At 72.7% G+C, this 18,831-nt stretch carries 14 protein-coding genes; 5 read left to right on the forward strand and 9 right to left on the reverse strand.

The window, feature by feature from the left end; translation table 11 throughout:
• Positions 1-224: 224 nt before the first annotated feature.
• The 3 genes from cimA (at position 225) to ACGF15_RS05690 (ending at position 4,723) form a co-directional block, all read left to right on the forward strand.
• A complete protein-coding gene (gene cimA / locus ACGF15_RS05680) occupies positions 225-1,838 on the forward strand; it encodes a citramalate synthase (RefSeq protein ID WP_345614149.1) in 1,614 nt (537 codons plus the stop codon).
• Positions 1,839-2,038: 200 nt separating this feature from the next.
• Positions 2,039-3,412 (forward strand): hypothetical protein, encoded by a 1,374-nt coding sequence (locus ACGF15_RS05685; RefSeq protein WP_345614148.1) that lies wholly within the window; start codon positions 2,039-2,041, stop codon positions 3,410-3,412.
• A gap of 123 nt (positions 3,413-3,535) precedes the next feature.
• Positions 3,536-4,723: a S8 family peptidase gene (locus ACGF15_RS05690; protein WP_362610649.1), complete on the forward strand. Its 1,188-nt coding sequence runs from the start codon at positions 3,536-3,538 to the stop codon at positions 4,721-4,723.
• A 158-nt stretch (positions 4,724-4,881) separates the two neighbouring features.
• On the opposite strand, the gene ACGF15_RS05695 is transcribed toward ACGF15_RS05690, so the two are convergent.
• Positions 4,882-5,478: a YceI family protein gene (locus ACGF15_RS05695; protein ID WP_345614146.1), complete on the reverse strand. Its 597-nt coding sequence runs from the start codon at positions 5,476-5,478 to the stop codon at positions 4,882-4,884.
• Between the two features lie 370 nt (positions 5,479-5,848).
• Here ACGF15_RS05695 and ACGF15_RS05700 point away from each other — a divergent pair, with 370 nt between their 5' ends.
• Both ACGF15_RS05700 and ACGF15_RS05705 read left to right on the forward strand, forming a co-directional pair.
• Positions 5,849-7,432, forward strand: coding sequence for an acyl-CoA carboxylase subunit beta (locus ACGF15_RS05700; protein WP_345614145.1), 1,584 nt, complete (start codon positions 5,849-5,851; stop codon positions 7,430-7,432).
• 25 nt (positions 7,433-7,457) lie between these two features.
• On the forward strand, positions 7,458-7,667 hold the full coding sequence (locus ACGF15_RS05705) for an acyl-CoA carboxylase subunit epsilon (protein ID WP_345614144.1): 210 nt from the start codon (positions 7,458-7,460) through the stop codon (positions 7,665-7,667).
• A 213-nt stretch (positions 7,668-7,880) separates the two neighbouring features.
• On the opposite strand, the gene ACGF15_RS05710 is transcribed toward ACGF15_RS05705, so the two are convergent.
• The 8 genes from ACGF15_RS05710 to ACGF15_RS05745 all read right to left on the reverse strand — a co-directional run bounded on the left by ACGF15_RS05710 (position 7,881) and on the right by ACGF15_RS05745 (position 18,474).
• Positions 7,881-8,462: an ATP/GTP-binding protein gene (locus ACGF15_RS05710; protein ID WP_050791473.1), complete on the reverse strand. Its 582-nt coding sequence runs from the start codon at positions 8,460-8,462 to the stop codon at positions 7,881-7,883.
• Entirely contained in the window at positions 8,443-9,048 is a 606-nt protein-coding gene (locus ACGF15_RS05715; protein ID WP_392796982.1) for a DUF742 domain-containing protein, read from the reverse strand. Before ACGF15_RS05715 ends, ACGF15_RS05710 begins: the two co-directional genes overlap by 20 nt.
• A gap of 96 nt (positions 9,049-9,144) precedes the next feature.
• Entirely contained in the window at positions 9,145-9,558 is a 414-nt protein-coding gene (locus ACGF15_RS05720) for a roadblock/LC7 domain-containing protein (protein WP_256523064.1), read from the reverse strand.
• A 10-nt stretch (positions 9,559-9,568) separates the two neighbouring features.
• Positions 9,569-12,898 carry a nitrate- and nitrite sensing domain-containing protein gene (locus tag ACGF15_RS05725; protein ID WP_392796983.1) on the reverse strand — a complete coding sequence of 1,110 codons (3,330 nt, stop codon included), beginning with the start codon at positions 12,896-12,898 and terminating at the stop codon, positions 9,569-9,571.
• 336 nt (positions 12,899-13,234) lie between these two features.
• Positions 13,235-13,816 (reverse strand): ATP/GTP-binding protein, encoded by a 582-nt coding sequence (locus ACGF15_RS05730; RefSeq protein WP_159686641.1) that lies wholly within the window; start codon positions 13,814-13,816, stop codon positions 13,235-13,237.
• On the reverse strand, positions 13,797-14,201 hold the full coding sequence (locus ACGF15_RS05735; protein ID WP_256522836.1) for a DUF742 domain-containing protein: 405 nt from the start codon (positions 14,199-14,201) through the stop codon (positions 13,797-13,799). Before ACGF15_RS05735 ends, ACGF15_RS05730 begins: the two co-directional genes overlap by 20 nt.
• 127 nt (positions 14,202-14,328) lie before the next feature.
• Positions 14,329-14,742 (reverse strand): roadblock/LC7 domain-containing protein, encoded by a 414-nt coding sequence (locus ACGF15_RS05740; protein ID WP_142214992.1) that lies wholly within the window; start codon positions 14,740-14,742, stop codon positions 14,329-14,331.
• Between the two features lie 9 nt (positions 14,743-14,751).
• A complete protein-coding gene (locus ACGF15_RS05745) occupies positions 14,752-18,474 on the reverse strand; it encodes a nitrate- and nitrite sensing domain-containing protein (protein WP_392796984.1) in 3,723 nt (1,240 codons plus the stop codon).
• Between the last annotated feature and the right edge of the window lie 357 nt (positions 18,475-18,831).

Here is an 18,831-nt window from a genome sequence, read left to right on the forward strand (position 1 = left end):
ATTATCGGCAGCAGCGCGCCGGTCCGCAGTGACCGCTGAACCCGTGGACGCAATCCCGCGGACGGCGGACACCGTGCCCCAGACCCGCGCGCAGACCTCTCGCACCCGCGAGGGGTCTTTTCGTTTTACGGCCCCATCCCCGGCCGAGGCGAACGGCGCGCGATGATGGGGGCAAGTGGATCCAGACATTCCGGAGCCACTCATCCGACAGGAGTCCCGACAGCATGACCACCAACGGCCAGGACACCCCGGTCGACGACGCCTTCCACGTCTTCGACACCACGCTGCGCGACGGGGCGCAGCGCGAGGGCATCAACCTGACGGTCGCCGACAAGCTGACCATCGCCCGCCATCTGGACGACTTCGGCGTGGGCTTCATCGAGGGCGGATGGCCGGGGGCCAACCCGCGCGACACCGAGTTCTTCGCCCGCGCGCGGCGCGAGATCGACTTCCGCCACGCCCGACTCGTCGCCTTCGGCGCCACCCGGCGCGCCGGGGGCAGGGCCGCCGAGGATCCGCAGGTCAAGGCGTTGCTCGACTCAGGGGCCCCGGTGGTCACCCTGGTCGCCAAGGCCCATGACCGCCATGTCGAACTGGCGCTGCGCACCACGCTGGACGAGAACCTGGAGATGGTCCGCGACACCGTGGCCCATCTGCGCGAGCAGGGCCGGCGGGTGTTCGTCGACTGCGAGCACTTCTTCGACGGCTACCAGGCCAACCCGGCCTACGCCAAGGAGGTCGTCCGCACCGCGTACGGGGCGGGCGCCGACGTGGTCGTCCTGTGCGACACCAACGGCGGGATGCTGCCGGCGCAGGTCCAGGCCGTCGTCGCCACCGTGATCGCCGACACCGGGGCCCGGATCGGCGTCCACGCGCAGGACGACACGGGGTGCGCGGTGGCCAACACGCTGGCGGCCGTGGACGCCGGCGCCACCCACGTCCAGTGCACCGCCAACGGCTACGGCGAGCGCGTCGGCAACGCCAACCTGTTCCCGGTGGTCGCCGCCCTGGAGCTGAAGTACGGCCGGAAGGTGCTGCCCGAGGGCGCGCTCGCGGAGATGACGCGGATCTCCCACGCCATCGCCGAGGTCGTCAACCTCACCCCCTCCACCCACCAGCCCTACGTGGGCGTCTCGGCCTTCGCCCACAAGGCCGGACTGCACGCCTCCGCCATCAAGGTCGATCCGGACCTGTACCAGCACATCGACCCCGAGCAGGTCGGCAACACCATGCGGATGCTGGTCTCCGACATGGCGGGCCGCGCCTCCATCGAGCTCAAGGGCAAGGAGCTCGGCATCGACCTCGGCGGCGACCGGGACCTGGTGGGCCGGGTGGTCGAGCGCGTCAAGGAGCGCGAACTCGCGGGCTACACCTACGAGGCCGCCGACGCCTCCTTCGAACTCCTGCTGCGCGAGGAGGCGGAGGGCCGCGCCCGGCGCTACTTCCGCACCGAGTCCTGGCGGGTGATCGTCGAGGACCGCCCCGACGGCACCCACGCCAACGAGGCCACCGTCAAGCTGTGGGCCAAGGGCGAGCGCATCCTGGCGACCGCCGAGGGCAACGGCCCCGTCAACGCCCTGGACCAGGCGCTGCGCGTCGGCCTGGAGAAGATCTACCCGCAGCTGGCCAAGCTGGAGCTGATCGACTACAAGGTCCGCATCCTGGAGGGCCGCCACGGCACCGGCTCGACGACCCGGGTGCTCATCTCCACCGGGGACGGCGCCGGCGACTGGTCGACGGTCGGCGTCGCGGACAACATCATCGCGGCCTCCTGGCAGGCCCTGGAGGACGCCTACACCTACGGGCTGCTGCGGGCCGGGGTCGAGCCCACCGAGTGACACCCCCGGCCGGGCGGGGCGGTGGCGGCGCACCGGCGGCAGGGCGGACGGCGGGCACCCGCCGCACCGTCCTCCCGCCGCTCCGTCTCCCCGCCGCGCCTGCGCGGGGCCTCCGTGCGGCGCTCCGAGCGGCGCTCCGTTCCGCACTCCGTTCCGCCGGACATGCCCGGTTCGCCGTGCTCTTCGGGTAGCGTCGATGTATGAGGACACGGCCGTTCACCTGGGTGTCGGCCCTCGCGGGGCTGACGCTGACGCTGCTGCTGGTCCTGGTCCCGACCGCCTCGGCGGCCGACCCGGACCTGTCGGACGCCGCCGCCGCCCTGAAACAGGGCCCGGTGTACGTCCACCCGTCCATGGCCGAGGAGCTCACACCCGGTGAGGCGGCCGTGCTGGCCGACCGGATAGAGAGCGCCGACAAACCCCTGTTCGTGGCGGTCCTGCCCGCCACCGAGGAGTTCGCGCCGGACGGGCTGCTCGAAGAGCTGCGGGCCCGCACCGGCATCGCGGGGATCTACGCGGTGCGCCTGGGAGAGGGCTTCAACGCGGCGGCCGACTCCGTCGTCATGCCGAGCGCGGAGGTCGCCCGGCTCTCGGACGCGGTGAAGGTGGGCGGCCCGGTCGACGCGGCCACCCAGCTGGACAACTTCGTCGGCCAGGCCCTGCCCGAGGCCCGCGGCACCGCCCCCGCCACCTGGGACTCCGGCGCGCAGCCCGTCGGGCCCGGCGGCTCCGGGGCGGGCGCGCTCATCGCCCTCGGCGTCCTGGCGGCGGCGGCCGGCACGGCGGTGCTCACCGTCCGCACCACCCGGCGCCGTCGCAAGGAGGCCGAGGACCGGGCCGCGCTGGAGAAGCTGCGGGTGGTCGTCGACGAGGACATCACCGCCTACGGCGAGGCCCTGGACCGGCTGGACTTCCACCCCGCCGAGAAGGGCGCGGACGACACCATGCGGGCGGACTACGCCCACGCGCTCGACGCCTACGAGACGGCGAAGGACCGGATGGCCGCCGCCGAGCGCCCGGCGGACGTCCGCCCCGTCACCGAGGCGCTCCAGGACGGCCGCTTCTCGCTGGCCGTGCTCGCCGCGCGCAGGGAGGGCCGCCCGCTGCCCGAGCGGCGCGCCCCCTGCTTCTTCGACCCCCGCCACGGCCCCTCGGTGGCCGATGTCGCCTGGGCGCCCACCGCGGGCACCGAGCGCGAGGTCCCGGTCTGCGCCGCGGACCGGGCGCGCATCGCCGACGGCCTCGACCCGGACGCGCGCACCGTGGAGACCGAGTCCGGCCGCCGCCCCTACTGGGAGGCCGGGCCCGCCTACGGCCCGTGGGCGGGCGGCTACTTCGGCGGCGGGATCCTGCCCGCACTGCTGATGGGCACCATGCTCGGCCATATGCTCGCCGCCCCGGCCTACGCGGCGGACTACGGCGGCGGCGAGTTCGGCGCGGGGGAGGCCGGGGCCGACGGCGCCGGTGACTTCGGCGGCGACTTCGGCTCCTCGGACTTCGGTTCGGGCGGCTGGGGCGGGGGCGACTGGGGAGGCGGCGGCGGGTTCGGCGGCTTCGACGGGGGCGGCTTCTGAAGCGCACCGCCGCACTCCCGCCCAGGCTCCGCGGCAGGGCACCTGTACGGCAACGGTGGGGACGCGTCGGACTGTCGCCACGGAGCGTAGGAATCGCCTACGCTGCGTGCTTCCCTCGTGCGCATGCGTACCCGAACCAGGCTCAGCGCCTGCGCGGCGGCCCTCGCCGCCCTCCTCGCACCCGTCCCGCCCGCCACCGCCCTCGACGAACCGGGTCCGGCCCGCGCCCCCGCCCCGCTCTACCGGTCCGCCGCGCCCCTCGCCGGCCAGTACATCGTCTCGCTCGGCGAATCCGCCGACGCCGAGTCCCTCCTCGCGGAGCTGGACCTGGTCTCACTGTTCACCTACTCCGCCGTGGCCAGGGGCTTCGCCGCCCGGCTGACCCCCGGGGAACTGGCCGCGGTGCGCAGCGCGCCCGGGGTCACCGCCGTCGAGCAGGACGCGGAGGTCTCCGCCGTCGCCGCCCTCCCGGCCGGGGGTGCGCACGCGAGCACCCCCTCCTGGGGGCTGGACCGCATCGACCAGCGGGACCTTCCGCTGGACGGGGAGTTCGCCGTGCACGGCACGGGCGCGGGCGCCACGGGCTACATCCTCGACACCGGGATCGACTACGCGCACGAGGAGTTCGGCGGGCGGGCCCGCCCGGGCTACGACGCGATCGGCGACGGCCGCGACGGGGCCGACTGCGAGGGGCACGGCACCCATGTCGCGGGCACCGTCGGGGGCGCGAGCTACGGAGTGGCCCGCGGTGCGGACCTGGTCAGCGTGCGGGTGCTCGACTGCCGGGGCCGGGGCACCTGGTCGGGGATCATGGCCGGCCTGGACTGGATCGCGCGCGACGCCTCCGGGCCCGCCGTCATGAACGCCTCGCTCGGCGGGCCCGCCTCCCGGATGGTGAACGACGCCCTGGACCGGGTCGCCGCCGGCGGGGTGGTCCCCGTCGTCGCCGCCGGGAACGAGGGCGGCGACGCCTGCCGGGTGTCGCCCGCCTCCGCGCCGAGCGCCTTCACCGTGGGGGCCACCGACCCGCAGGACCGCCAGACGGGCTTCTCCAACCACGGCGCCTGCCTCGCGATGTACGCCCCGGGGACGCAGATCGTCTCGGCGCGCCTCGGCGGCGGCGGCCTCGCGCTCGACGGGACCTCGATGGCGGCTCCCCATGTGGCCGGGGTGGCGCTGCTGGCCCGTGCGGCCGCCCCGGCGGCGGACGTGGCCGCCGTGGAGCACCTGCTGCTGGAGATCTCGGCCGAGGGCCGCCTCGCGGTCACCGAGGGCTCCCCCGACCGCCTGCTGCAGACCGGGGGGCTCTGACCGGCCGTGGACGGGGCGGCCGCCCCCTCGCGCACGCCCCCTCGCGCACGCCCGCACGGGCGGGGCGCCCGCGCCGGGCCGGGAGGGGGCCGGCGCGGGCGGGCGCCCGCCGGGGCGCGGCCCCCGCACCGGGCGGGGTGCCGGGGCGGCGGCCGCGGTCAGTCGGCCTTCCTGATGGCGGAGACGTCGAAGGCCAGCCTGACCTTGTCGCTCACCAGCACACCGCCCGTCTCCAGGGCCGTGTTCCAGGTGAGGCCCCACTCCGAGCGGAGGATCTCGGCGGTGCCCTCGAAGCCCACCCGCTCGTTGCCGTAGGGGTCGGTGGCCGAGCCCTGGAACTCCAGGTCGATGGAGAGCGGTCGGGTGACGTCCTTGATCGTCAGCTCGCCGGTGATCCGGTACGACGTGCCGCCGAGCTGCTCGGCGGCGGTGGAGCGGAAGGTCATCGCGGGGAAGGCCTCGGCGTCGAAGAAGTCGGCGCTGCGCAGGTGGGCGTCCCGGTCCGCGATGCCGGTGTCGACGGAGGCGATGTCGACGTCCAGGGAGGCGGCCGAGGCGGCGGGGTCGCGGCCGTCGAGCACGAGCGTGCCCTCGAAGGAGCCGAAGGAGCCGCGGACATTGGTCACCATGGCGTGCCGGACGGTGAAGCCGAGGCTGCTGTGGGCCGGGTCGACGGTGTACTCGCCCGTCAGGGCGGCGAGGGCGGGGTCGACGGTGGCGACGGCGGTGTCGGTCCTGCGGGTGAAGATACCCATGGCGTGCTCCTCGGGGGACGGGGTGCCGGGACTCCCGGCGTGTTGTTTAAGCTTCAACGACATCGACTGTAGGGCTATTCCGTTTAAGTTTCAACATTTCTGCTCCCGTGCCCGCGGGTCGCGACGGCCGCCGGGCCGGGGTCACCCGCCCGGCAGTCCCCGTTAACCCGCGCGGCGCAGCGGCGCGCGAGTCCCGGCGGTTCGTGCCGCTCGGCTCGGTGTTGTCGGACCCTCACAAAGGGCGGCGGTGCTCTGCTGGCGGTTGGCGCTGTGGACGAAGTGGTTCTGTGTGAGCCCGACAGGAGAACGGGCGCGAGACTGTGCAGAGTCGACGGCAGGGTTTTCTTGGTCGGATCCGTAGGGTCGAGGCATGACCCTTCTGGACCAGACCACCAGCGAACCGGCCGATGCGCGCGGTCGTGTCGCGGAGCTGCAGGCGCTGCGCGAGCAGGCGGTGCGCGGCCCGAGTGACCGGGCGACCGAGGCGCAGCACGCCAAGGGCAAGCTGACGGCGCGCGAGCGTATCGAGCTGCTGCTGGACGAGGGCTCGTTCCGCGAGGTCGAGCAGCTGCGGCGGCATCGCGCGTCGGGCTTCGGCCTGGAGGCGAAGAAGCCGTACACCGACGGTGTGATCACCGGCTGGGGCACGGTCGAGGGCCGCACGGTCTTCGTGTACGCGCACGACTTCCGGATCTTCGGCGGTGCGCTGGGCGAGGCCCACGCCACCAAGATCCACAAAATCATGGACATGGCGATCTCGGCGGGTGCGCCGCTGGTGTCGCTGAACGACGGTGCGGGCGCCCGCATCCAGGAGGGCGTCTCGGCGCTCGCCGGCTACGGCGGCATCTTCCAGCGGAACACCCGCGCCTCGGGCGTGATCCCGCAGATCTCGGTGATGCTCGGTCCGTGCGCGGGCGGTGCCGCCTACTCCCCGGCCCTCACGGACTTCGTCTTCATGGTCCGGGACACCTCGCAGATGTTCATCACCGGTCCGGACGTCGTCAAGGCGGTCACCGGCGAGGAGATCACCCAGAACGGCCTGGGCGGTGCCGACGTGCACGCCGAGACCAGCGGTGTGGCGCACTTCGCCTACGACGACGAGGAGACCTGCATCGCGGAGGTCCGCTACCTGCTGTCGATGCTCCCCTCGAACAACCGCGAGAACCCCCCGGCCGCCGCGTCCGACGACCCGGCCGACCGGCGCTCGGACGTCCTCCTCGACCTCGTGCCCGCGGACGGCAACCGGCCGTACGACATGCACAAGGTCATCGAGGAACTCGTCGACGACGGCGACTTCCTGGAGGTCCACGAGCGCTGGGCCCGCAACATCATCTGCGCCCTCGCACGGCTCGACGGGCAGGTCGTCGGCATCGTCGCCAACCAGCCGCAGTCCCTCGCCGGCGTCCTGGACATCGAGGCCTCGGAGAAGGCCGCGCGCTTCGTCCAGATGTGCGACGCCTTCAACATCCCGATCATCACCCTGCTGGACGTGCCCGGCTTCCTCCCCGGAGTGGACCAGGAGCACGGCGGGATCATCCGCCACGGTGCCAAGCTGCTGTACGCCTACTGCAACGCCACCGTGCCGCGGATCTCCCTGATCCTGCGCAAGGCCTACGGCGGCGCGTACATCGTGATGGACTCCCAGTCCATCGGCGCCGACCTCACCTACGCCTGGCCCACCAACGAGATCGCCGTCATGGGCGCCGAGGGCGCGGCGAACGTCATCTTCCGCCGTCAGATCGCCGACGCCGAGGACCCCGAGGCCATGCGCACCCGCATGGTCAAGGAGTACAAGGCCGAGCTGATGCACCCCTACTACGCCGCGGAGCGCGGTCTGGTCGACGACGTGATCGACCCGTCGGAAACCCGCGAGATCCTCGTCCGGTCCCTCGCCATGCTCCGCACCAAGCACGCCGACCTGCCGTCCCGCAAGCACGGCAACCCCCCGCAGTAGCCCTGCGCACTGGACTGGAGCCCACATGAGCACTCCTGCCGACCCCTCCTCGCTGCTGCGCGTCGAGAAGGGCCACGCCGAGCCCGAGGAGCTCGCGGCGATCACCGCGATCCTGATGGCCCGCGCCGCCTCCCGCCCGGACGCCCCCGCGACGGACGGCCCCCGCACCACGGCCGGCTGGCGCCGGCTGGAGCGCCAGAGGGGGTTCCAGCCCTCCCACTCCTGGCAGGGCTGAGCCCCCCCCCGGACCACCGGGGCGCCGCCCCGCCCCTCAAGGCCCCGTACACGCCCGTGTGCGGGGCCTCGCCGGCGTTCCCGGGCCCGGTCCCGCCCCCGGGAGACGGCGCGGGGACGGGAGGGGCGGGGAACACGACGGCCCCGGACCGCCCGCGGACGCCGAGGCGTCGCGCGAGCGGTCCGGGGCCGTCGTCGTGCCCGGTGCCCGGTCCTACCGCAGTCGTGCCATGAGGGCGTGTTCGACGAGGGTGATGAGGGCGCTCTTGGCGTCCGCGCGGTGGCGGGCGTCGGTGGTGATGATGGGGGTGTCGGGGCCGATCTGGAGTGCTTCGCGGACTTCTTCGGGGTTGTAGGGCTGGTGTCCGTCGAAGCCGTTGAGGGCGATGACGAAGGGGAGTCCGGAGTTCTCGAAGTAGTCGACGGCGGGGAAGCAGTCGGCGAGGCGTCGGGTGTCGACGAGGACGACGGCGCCGATGGCGCCGCGGACGAGGTCGTCCCACATGAACCAGAAGCGGTCCTGTCCGGGGGTGCCGAACAGGTAGAGGATGAGGTCCTGGTCGAGGGTGATGCGGCCGAAGTCCATGGCGACGGTCGTGGTCGTCTTGTCGCCGGTGTGGGTGAGGTCGTCGATGCCCGCGGACGCAGACGTCATGACGGCCTCGGTACGCAGCGGGTTGATCTCCGAGACGGCGCCGACGAACGTGGTCTTGCCCACGCCGAAGCCGCCCGCCACCACGATCTTCGCGCTGGTGGTTGAGCGGGCTGCACCGCCGCTAGAGCTTGCGAAGTCCACTGAGCACCCTTTCGAGCAGTGTCACGTCTGGCTGGCCACCCGCGGCCTCGTCGCCGCCGGGCTGATGGATAGCGACGAGTCCGGCCTCGGCCAGGTCGGCGACGAGGATCCGGGCTACGCCGAGGGGGATGGAGAGGAGTGCCGAGATCTCGGCGACCGACTTGATCTCGAAGCACAGCCGGCAGATCCGCTGGTGCTCGGGCAGTTGCCCTTGCAGCCGCGCGGGGTCGGCGGTGGTGCTCACCAGCGCCTCGATGGCGAGCTGGTAGCGCGGCCTGGTCCGGCCGCCGGTCATCGCGTAGGGGCGCACCAGCGGGTTGTGCCGGGGCGTCCCCGAGTCGGCCCGCGGATCGGGCCTGCCCCGGCCGCCCCGCGGGGCGGCCGGGGTCCCCTGCTGCCCGTAGCGGTCGTAGGGGGACCCGTAGGACGGGCCGTAGGGCGACACCCCCGGTGCCTGCGGCTGCCGGTAGGGCTGGTTGCCGCCCTGTCTGCTCGGCTCCGAAGGGAAGTTGAAGCGGTTGTGACGGTACTCACCCTGGGGCTGGTGAGCACCGTCGTACGGGTGTCCGCCTGGGGGTGTGGTCACGGTTCCTCCTCCGACCGCCGGTTGGCGGCCCCTGTCCCTGCCGGGCCGCGCCACCGCACCCTATGGTGCGGTGGCGGGAAATGCACTGTCCGTTTGTCAGTTGAGCAGACTTCCCTGGAGTTCGGCGCGGAGGTCGGGCGTGAGGACGCTGCCCGCGCGGTCGACCAGCAGGGCCATCTCGTAGCCCACCAGGCCGATGTCGGCCTCAGGGTGGGCGAGCACGGCCAGCGACGACCCGTCGGAGATCGACATGATGAAGAGGAAGCCGCGCTCCATCTCCACGACCGTCTGGTTGACGTGGCCGCCCTCGAAGATCCGGGAGGCTCCCGCCGTGAGCGAGGTCAGCCCGGAGGCGACCGCCGCCAGCTGGTCCGCGCGGTCCCGGGGGAAGCCCTCGGACATCGCCAGCAGGAGTCCGTCGGCGGAGACCACCACCGTGTGCGACACACCAGGGGTGTTGTCCACGAAGTTGGTGATCAACCAGTTCAGATTCTGCGCCGCCTGGCTCATCGGGCTCACACTAACGCTCCTGGTTGTAGGTACTGCCCGGGCCACCGTGTCGATCGTAGGTGGCCGGTCCGTTCGTGTCGGTCCCCGCGGTGCGTCCCCGCTGGACACCCCGGCGCAGGTTGCTCAACCTGCCCCGGACGTCCTCGGGGGCGCGGGAGACCTGTGGGCCGCCCTGCGGGGTCTGCTCCGCGGCGCCCTCGACGAGGTTCGCCTTGGGCACGCGCCGGGGGAGACCCGAGGAGGTCACCCCGCCCGCCTTCGGGTCGCGGAGCCTCTCCGCCCGCTGCCAGCGCTCGTCGTTCGCCGAGCGCCACTCACCGGGGGAGGGGTCGGAGTGGCCTTCGGCCGTCTCCTGTGAGCCCTGGCTGCCCTGCGGAGCCGCCTGCGCCTGGTCGGCGGGCTGCTGCCACTGCTGCTGGGGCTGCTGCCCGGAGACGGGCCGCTGGCCGGAACCGCGTCGCGGGAGGCCCGAGGCGGTCAGTTCGTGGCTCGCACTGGAGGCCGAGCCCGGACGCTCGAAGCCTACGCGCTCCGAGCCGTTCGCGGGAGCGTCCGAGGAAGATTCCGCTTCCCCGCGGTACTCCGGCTCGTACGGAGCCTGGTAGGTCTCCTGCGCCGGCCACTGCTGCTGGTGGGAGCGGTCGTCGTAGGAGCCGTCGGGGGTGGTTCCGGTGGCGGGCTGACCGTCGTAGCCCGTCTCCGCATATGCCGACTGCACATGCTCCTGACGGCCCGGGTCCTGGCCCTCCCGATGCTCGGGGAAGCCGTCCGCCGGCGCGTAGCCCTGGTAGCCCTGCTCGCCGTAGCCGTCCCCGTACCCGGGGGCGTACCCGGAGGCATCCTGCCCGTCGTAGGACCGGCCCTCGGGTGCCGCGGGGTACTCCTGGCCGTCCTGGGCGTATCCCCGGCCCTGCTGGTCCGGGGCGTACCCCTGGGCCTCCTGGGCGCCGTACTCCCGGTCGTAGCCGGTGCCGTACTCCTGCTGCTCCCCGGCGTGTTCCTCGGTGCCGTCCGCGTAGTGCGCGCGGTCCGGACCCTGGGTCTGCGCCTCCAGGGCCGCCCGGCGCTCCCCGCGCATCAGCGACCGGCCCACCGGGTCGAGCTGGGCGTTCTCGCCCTGCTGCTCGTAGCGGGAGTCGTCGAAGCCGAGTTCGGCCGCCGTGCGCATCGGCGCCGCGTCGAAGCTCTGCTGCTGCGGGATGATCTGGGAGACCATGAAGTCGTCGTCGGGCAGCGCCTCGCCCCCACCGCCGTGGGTGATGGCGTCGGGGAGCATCACCAGCGAGGTGGTGCCCGCCTGCTCGCCCGAGGGGCGCAGCTGCACGCGGATGCCGTGGCGGTCGGCCAGGCGGCCGACCACGAACAGGCCCATCCGCTGCGAGACCGCGGCGTCCACCGTCGGAGGGTTGGCCAGCTTGTGGTTGATGTCCGCGAAGTCCTCGGCGGTCAGGCCGATGCCCTTGTCGTGGATCTCGATCATCACCCGGCCGTCGGGCAGGCGCGTGGCCGTCACCCGGACCTTGGTCTGCGGGGAGGAGAAGGTGGTGGCGTTCTCCAGCAGCTCGGCCAGCAGGTGGACGAGGTCGGTCACGGCCTGGCCGTGGATGTCGGTCTCCGGGACGCCCGTGAGCTCGATGCGCTCGTAGGACTCGACCTCGGAGGAGGCGGCCCGCATGACGTCGACCAGGGGGACCGGCTGGTTCCAGCGGCGGCCGGGCTCCTCGCCCGCGAGGACGAGGAGGTTCTCGCCGTTGCGGCGCATACGGGTCGCCAGGTGGTCCAGCTTGAAGAGGTTCTCCAGCTGGTCCGGGTCGGCCTCGTTGTTCTCCAGGTCGGTGATCAGGGTCAGCTGGCCCTCGATGAGCGACTGGTTGCGGCGCGAGAGGTTGGTGAAGATCGCGTTGACGTTGCCCCGGAGCATCGCCTGCTCCGCGGCCAGCCGGACGGCCTCCCGGTGGACCTGGTCGAAGGCGCGGGCGACCTCGCCGATCTCGTCCCGGGAGTCGATCGGGATGGGCTGGACGCGGGTGTCGACCCGGCCCGGGTCGGTGCGGGAGAGCTGGTCGACCAGCATCGGCAGCCGCTGCTCGGCGATGCCGAGGGCGGCGGTGCGCAGCTGGCGCATCGAACGGCTCATCTGCCCGGCCATGAACCCGGCCAGGACGAACGCGGCGAGCAGGGCGACGACGACGATGACACCGGTGGTGACGGCGTCGTTGCGGGCGTCGTCGGAGATCGTGGCGGCCTCCTCGACCGCCCGGTCCACGAGGTCCTTCTCGATCTCGCTGTAGCCCTCGAACTTGGCGGTCGCGGCCCCCATCCACGTCTCGGGGGTGACGTCCTGGGAGGCGAGCTGCTGGGGCGTGAAGTCGGAGCCGATGGCCGAGGCCATGCCGGTGAAGACCGACTTGTCCGGTCCGACCGGCGGGTTGAGGCCGGCGGCCTTCAGCCGCTTCTCGCCGTCCTCGGCCTTGCCCGCCATGACCTGCTGCAGGCGTGCGGTGTCCGCCTCGGTACCACCGGAGACGTACTCGCCGATGGCGATCTGCTCCAGGTAGTTGTACGAGTTGAACGCGACCTTCTGCTGGGCCAGCACGTCACCGCTTCCGGGGCGCACCAGCAGGTGCATGCCGATGGAGCGCTGCAGGGAGGTGGCCGCCTTGGCCAGCTGGACGGCGTACACGGTGCGGCCGTAGCTGGTGACGTTGCCGGTGCCCAGGCCGAGCTCGTTGGAGAACTCCATGAGCACGTGCTGGACCCTGACGTAGCCCTCCTCGGTCTTCACCGGGTCGAGGGCGCGGGAGTAGGCCGCCTCGCGCAGGTCGGCGAGGCTCGGCTCCTCCTTGTCGAACAGCTGCAGGCGGCGCTCCAGGCCCTGCCCCCCGGGCATGTCCTGCACGGCCTCGCGGAACTTCGCCGCCGCCGCGTCGGTGGTCTTGTACGCCTCGGTGACCACCGGGCCCTGGCGGTCCGCCTCGCTGGTGGCCAGCAGCAGGGTCTGGGCGGTGAGGTCGCGCTCGTTCAGCAGGGCCTCGCCGTACTCGGCGGCGGCGCGCACGATCAGCGCGGTCTTCTCGGCGTCCTGGGCCTCGCTCCAGGTGTCGATGGACTGCTTCACCTGGAAGCCGCCCATGACCAGGCCGATGAGCGCGGGTATGAGGAGGATCGCGTTCAGGCGGGTGGCGACCCGCCAGTTCCGCGGGGACATGCGGCCGGAGCCGCCCGCGGCGGCGGAGCCGCCCGAAGCACCCGAGGCTTCCGCAGGCGACGCCGCCGTGCGCGACGGGGTGAAGTTGCCCCGCTCCTGCTGCTCTGCGGAGCTCGTTTTGCTTCGCCTCACTCGACCAACAACCTCTCGGCTCGGCACCTGACCTGTGCCGTGGTTCGTTCACAGCCGTACTACCCGGCAGTTCGAGGAATTCCAGCACGTCGAGGGGCCCCGCTCCAAACACCTGGAATCCGGGATTCCGACTGTGAGGAGCGCAGGTTAAATCGGACATAAAGAGCGAGTCTCGTCAAAAGGCGAGGCTCATGTGAGCACAGTGATACCGGCCGTACGCGCCGGGTGGTCGCGCTCCGCCAATTCTCTGTCGAAATGTTATGAACGCGAGGACGGGCCGTGTCCAACGACACAGCCCGACCCTCGGTAACTACGGCAACTGCCGTATGGCGCCGTCTACTTGAGTCGTGCCATGAGGGCGTGTTCGACGAGGGTGATGAGGGCGCTCTTGGCGTCCGCGCGGTGGCGGGCGTCGGTGGTGATGATGGGGGTGTCGGGGCCGATCTGGAGTGCTTCGCGGACTTCTTCGGGGTTGTAGGGCTGGTGTCCGTCGAAGCCGTTGAGGGCGATGACGAAGGGGAGTCCGGAGTTCTCGAAGTAGTCGACGGCGGGGAAGCAGTCGGCGAGGCGTCGGGTGTCGACGAGGACGACGGCGCCGATGGCGCCGCGGACGAGGTCGTCCCACATGAACCAGAAGCGGTCCTGTCCGGGGGTGCCGAACAGGTAGAGGATGAGGTCCTGGTCGAGGGTGATGCGGCCGAAGTCCATGGCGACGGTCGTGGTCGTCTTGTCGCCGGTGTGGGTGAGGTCGTCGATGCCCGCGGACGCAGACGTCATGACGGCCTCGGTACGCAGCGGGTTGATCTCCGAGACGGCGCCGACGAACGTGGTCTTGCCCACGCCGAAGCCGCCCGCCACCACGATCTTCGCGGAGGTCGTCGACCGGGCTGCACCGCCGCTAGAGCTTGCGAAGTCCACTGAGCACCCTTTCGAGCAGTGTCACATCCGGCGTGCCGCCGGCCTCTCCGTTGCCTGGCTGATGGATCGCCACCATGCCGGCCTCCGCCAGGTCGGCGACCAGGATGCGCGCCACGCCGAGCGGCATGGTCAGCAGCGCCGAGATCTCGGCGACCGACTTGACCTCCCGGCACAGGTGGCAGATCCGCTGGTGCTCGGGGAGCAGTCCGGCCATGACGGACGGGTCGGCGGTGGTGCTCACCAGTGCTTCTATGGCGAGCTGGTAGCGCGGGCGGGTCCGGCCGCCGGTCATCGCGTAAGGACGGACCAGCGGCTGGTCGCCCTCGTCCCCGTACGCGTCGACGGACGCGCCGTACGGATCGTGAGAGGCGGGTGGCGGGGTCATGAATCCTCCGGGCGTGACAGCAAGTGGTCGGCTGTGCCGTCTGATGGGGCCGGTGGGGGGCCTGGTGGCGGCCGGTCGGTTGTCGATTTCGGTGGCGGCGCGGCCGGCCGGTGAGTGGGGTCACCGGTCAGTGCAGCAGGCTTCCCTGGAGCTCGGCCCGCAGATCGGGGGTGAGGACGCTGCCCGCGCGGTCGACCAGGAGGGCCATCTCGTAGCCCACCAGGCCGATGTCGCACTCGGGGTGCGCGAGCACCGCGAGCGACGATCCGTCGGACACCGACATCAGGAACAGGAAGCCCCGCTCCATCTCCACGACCGTCTGGCTGACGGGGCCGCCCTCGAAGATCCGGGAGGCTCCCGCCGTGAGCGAGGTCAGCCCGGACGCCACGGCGGCCAGCTGGTCGGCGCGGTCGCGGGGGAAGCCCTCGGACATCGCCAGCAGGAGTCCGTCGGCGGAGACCACCACCGTGTGCGACACCCCTGGGGTGTTGTCCACGAAGTTGGTGATCAACCAGTTCAGATTCTGCGCCGCCTGGCTCATCTGGCTCAACTAACGCTCCTGCTGGTGAGTGGGGCCGGCGTTGAAGCTACCGGTCGGGTTGTTCTGCTGTCTGCCCTGCTGGATACCCCGACGCAGGTTGGTCAGTCGACCGCGCACGTCGTCGGGGGCTCGGGAGACCTGCGGACCGGTCTGGTGGTTCTGCTCCTGCGCGGTGCCCGCCACCAGATTGGCACGCGGGACCCGCCGGGGCAGCCCCGAGGTGGTCACTCCGCCGGCCGCGGGCTTGCGCACCCGCTCGGCCTGGCGGACCAGTTCGTCGTTGGGAGAGGTACGCCAGCCGGCGCCGTTCGTCCCCTCGGCGGACCTCTCCGGGGCGGGCTCCGGCGCGTGCGGGGACGCGGACGGAGCGGAGCGCTCGGGGAGGCGGTCGCCGGACCGGTCGCCCCCGCCCTGGCCACCGTGGAACCAGTTGGTCTCCAGGGTGTCGTACAGCGGGGTGCGGCCGTCACCCGGGTCGGCGGCGGGAGGCAGGGCCTCCGGCTGCTGGGGACCGGGCAGCGGTGCGGCGGGGCGCTGCGGGGCGAAGCCCTCGTCGGCCCGGTGGGGGGCCGGCTGCTGCGGCACGTGCGCGTCCGGCCTGCCGTAGCCGCCGGAGCCCTGGGCGGGCACCTGGGGGCCGCCGAACTCGGGCCGGGCGAACTGGGCCGTGGAGGCCGCGTCCTGCGGGGCCGGGGGCCGGGCGAACTGGCCGGTGGTCGAGGAGTCCTGGCCCGGGCGGCCGTACTGGCCGGTGGTCGAGGAGTCCTGGGCCGGGTGGCCGTACTGGCCGGTGGTCGAGGAGTCCTGGCCCGGGTGGCCGTACTGCCCGGTGGACGAGGAGTCCTGCGCTGTGCCGGGCCGGGCGAACTGGCCGGTGGACGAGGAGCCGCCGTACACGTCGGGCCGGGCGAACGGGTCCTGGGGACCGCCCGCCGGAGCGCCGTACTCCGCGCGCGGGAGCTCCGCGGTGGCGCCGACGCCCCGGGAGGCGTCGTGGTCCTCGTGGCCGCGCGGCGTCTCGGAGCCCGGGCGCTGCTGCGGGGCGCCGCCCTGGCCGCTGCCCCAGCTGGTGCTCTGGGGGCGCTGCGGAGCGCGCTCGTCGAGCGGGGCGCCCGCACCGGGCAGTTCGGCCCGGGGACCGCCGGTGGGCGGGAGCTGTCGGCCGTCCTCGCCCGCGGGCGGACCCTGCCGGAAGCCCGCCTGGGCGTCGGCACCGGCCGGGGCCGGTGCGCCCGGCCCGCGTCCGCCGCCGAAGGGGTCCCCGCCTCCGGGGCCCTGCTGCGGGCGCCCGCCCTGGGGCCGGCCCTGCTGGGGGCCGCCGCCCTGGCCGGGCAGCGCGGGGCGCGGCGCCGAGGGGGCGCCCACCTGGCCGCGGGGCGCACCGGCGCCGAGGCGCCCTGCGCCACCGCCGCCGGGTCCGCCCTGACCGGAGCGGGCACCCTGTGCGGCCGCACGGCCGGCGATGGCCGCGCTCGCGCCGCCACCGGACCCCGGACCGCCGGAGCCGCCCTGGGGGCCGGGCTTGCCGGGGGCCTTCTTGCCGCCCTGGGCGACATCGACCGGGAGCATGACCAGCGCGGTGGTGCCGCCGGAGTCGGAGGGGCGCAGCTGGATGCGGATGCCGTGCCGCAGGGACAGGCGGCCGACCACGAACAGACCCATGCGGCGGGAGACCGAGACGTCCACGGTGGGCGGCGAGGCGAGCCGCTCGTTGATCGCCGCGAGGTCCTCGGGCGAGAGGCCGATGCCGGTGTCGTGGATCTCGACCAGGACCCGGCCGTCGGGCAGTGCGTGGCCGGTGACCCGGACCTTGGTCTGCGGCGAGGAGAACGAGGTGGCGTTCTCCAGCAGCTCGGCGAGGAGGTGCACGAGGTCGTTGACGACCCGGCCGGCGACGTCGGTCGCGGGCACGGCCGCCAGTTCGATGCGCTCGTACTGCTCCACCTCGGAGGCGGCGGCGCGCAGGACGTCGACCAGCGGGACCGGGCGGGTCCAGCGGCGGCCGGGCTCCTCGCCCGCGAGGACGAGGAGGTTCTCGCCGTTCCGGCGCATACGGGTCGCGAGGTGGTCCAGCTTGAACAGCGAGGACAGCTGGTCCGGGTCGGCCTCGCGGGACTCCAGTTCGGAGATGAGCGAGAGCTGGCGCTGGATCAGGCCCTGGGAGCGGCGCGAGAGGTTGGTGAACATCGCGTTGACGTTGCCCCGCAGGAGGGCCTGCTCGGCGGCGAGGCGGACCGCCTCGCGGTGCACGTCGTCGAAGGCCGCGGCCACCTGGCCGATCTCGTCCCGGGAGTGCACGCCGACGGACTCGACGGAGGTGTCGACGTCCTGCGGGTCCGACTCGGAGAGCTGCTTGACCAGCTCGGGCAGGCGGTCCTGGGCGACCCTGGTCGCGGTGTCCTGCAGCCGGCGCAGCGAGCGGATCATGGAGCGCGCCACCACGAACGCGCCGACGAGCGACACACCGAGGACGACGAGGATCAGGGCACCGTTGATGATCGCGTCGCGCTGCGACTCCTCGCGCAGCTCACGGGCCTTGGTCTCCATCTGCCCGAGCAGCGTGGCCTCGATCTGCTTCATCGCGTTGATCCGGACCGAGTAGTCGTCGGTCCAGTCCAGGTGCGAGCGCAGCGGGCGCTTGGCGAAGCCGTCCTTGTTGTCCAGGACGCGCTTGGCGTAGAGCTCGGCGGCCGCGATGGTGGGGTTGCTGCCGCCGTCGAGGGAGGCGGTCAGCTCCTCGGCGTCGCCGCCGGTGGACTCGTAGAGGGACTTGAAGGCCTTGAGCTCGGACTCGCCGTTCTCCACGGCGGCCTTGCCGTAGAGCCGGTCGGTCTCGTCCAGGCCGGGGGCCTTGGTCTCGGCGCCGCCGGGCAGGGCGGCGGCGATGATCGCGCGCTGCATGGAGGCGTACTCCTTGGCGGAGGAGAAGGCCGCCAGTGCACGGGTGCGCTTGATCATCTCGGGGTTGCTGGTCGCCTGGGCCATGTCCTGCGACAGGCTGAGCAGCGACTCGATGAGACGGCTGTAGGCCTCCACCGTCTGCGAGGTGGGGGCGTCCGACTCGTAGGCCGTGGCACGGATCTTCGTCAGGCCCTTGACCTGGACGGCGATCTGGTTGGCGTTGGCGCGGATGCTCTCCAGCGTCTCGTCATCGTCCGTGTTGGGGATGTCGAGCGTGGTGTCGAGGAAGGCGTCGCGGGCGCGGTCGGTCTCGGTACGCGGACCGGAGACCTTGAAGTCGGCCGCGGAGGAGCCGTTGGAGAGCGGACCGGCGGAGAGGTCGCGCTCGGACTGCAGGGCCTGGGCGAGGTCGGTGGCCGCCCGGGTCATCTCGGTGAGCAGCTGCATGTGGTCGAGCTGCCGCATGTCGTCCATGGACTCCTGGATACGGAGTCCTCCCAGCGTGGTCGCCGCGACGACGGGGAGCGTCAGCAGCGAGACGAGCCGGGTGCTGATGCGCCAGTTGCGCAGCGCTATTCGCGACCCGGTGTCGGCCGGGCTCCCGGTGGACGGGGTGGCCGCGGAGGCGTCACCGGCGCCGTCGCGCTTGCCGGCGGCGGAGCCGGGGCGCTCCGCGCCCTCGCCTGCTCCGGCCGGTCCCTGGTTCTGGGTGCGCTGGGGCGAGGGGCCGCGGTCGGTCCCGCCACGCGGCTCCTGCTCCGCCGCGACTTCCCCATGGGCCTCACGGGCCTGGGGACGCCCGCTGCCATCCCTCTTGAAACGTCCCTGCACTAGCGTCGCAACCTCTGGACCAGGCGTCCCTCCGCTTGACGGCGGGACGGTGTCGGCGTCTCGGGGCTTCGTTCGAGCCCCTGGTGGTCGTGATTGACCGGCGCTTCTCCCCCTTTCCCGCCGCCGCTCGGCGCTGCGTTGCGCCCATGCGCGCCGATCTCCAAACCGCGGCGGTGCGGGAATTCCAGCACAGTGCAGGATCTCCAACAAGGGCCGTGTACCGGGCTGTGACCTGAGTGACACTTTGTGAGTGTCGTGTCACGAGGCGTGGAAAAGCCCCCCGGGCAAAGCGGACGTTCCGGTGCGAGTCCCTTACGGGTAGGGGGTGTCCCAGTCGCCATGATCAGGAGCGGAATG

Source organism: Streptomyces sp. NPDC048001 (assembly GCF_043203115.1).
Classification (GTDB): domain Bacteria; phylum Actinomycetota; class Actinomycetes; order Streptomycetales; family Streptomycetaceae; genus Streptomyces; species Streptomyces sanyensis.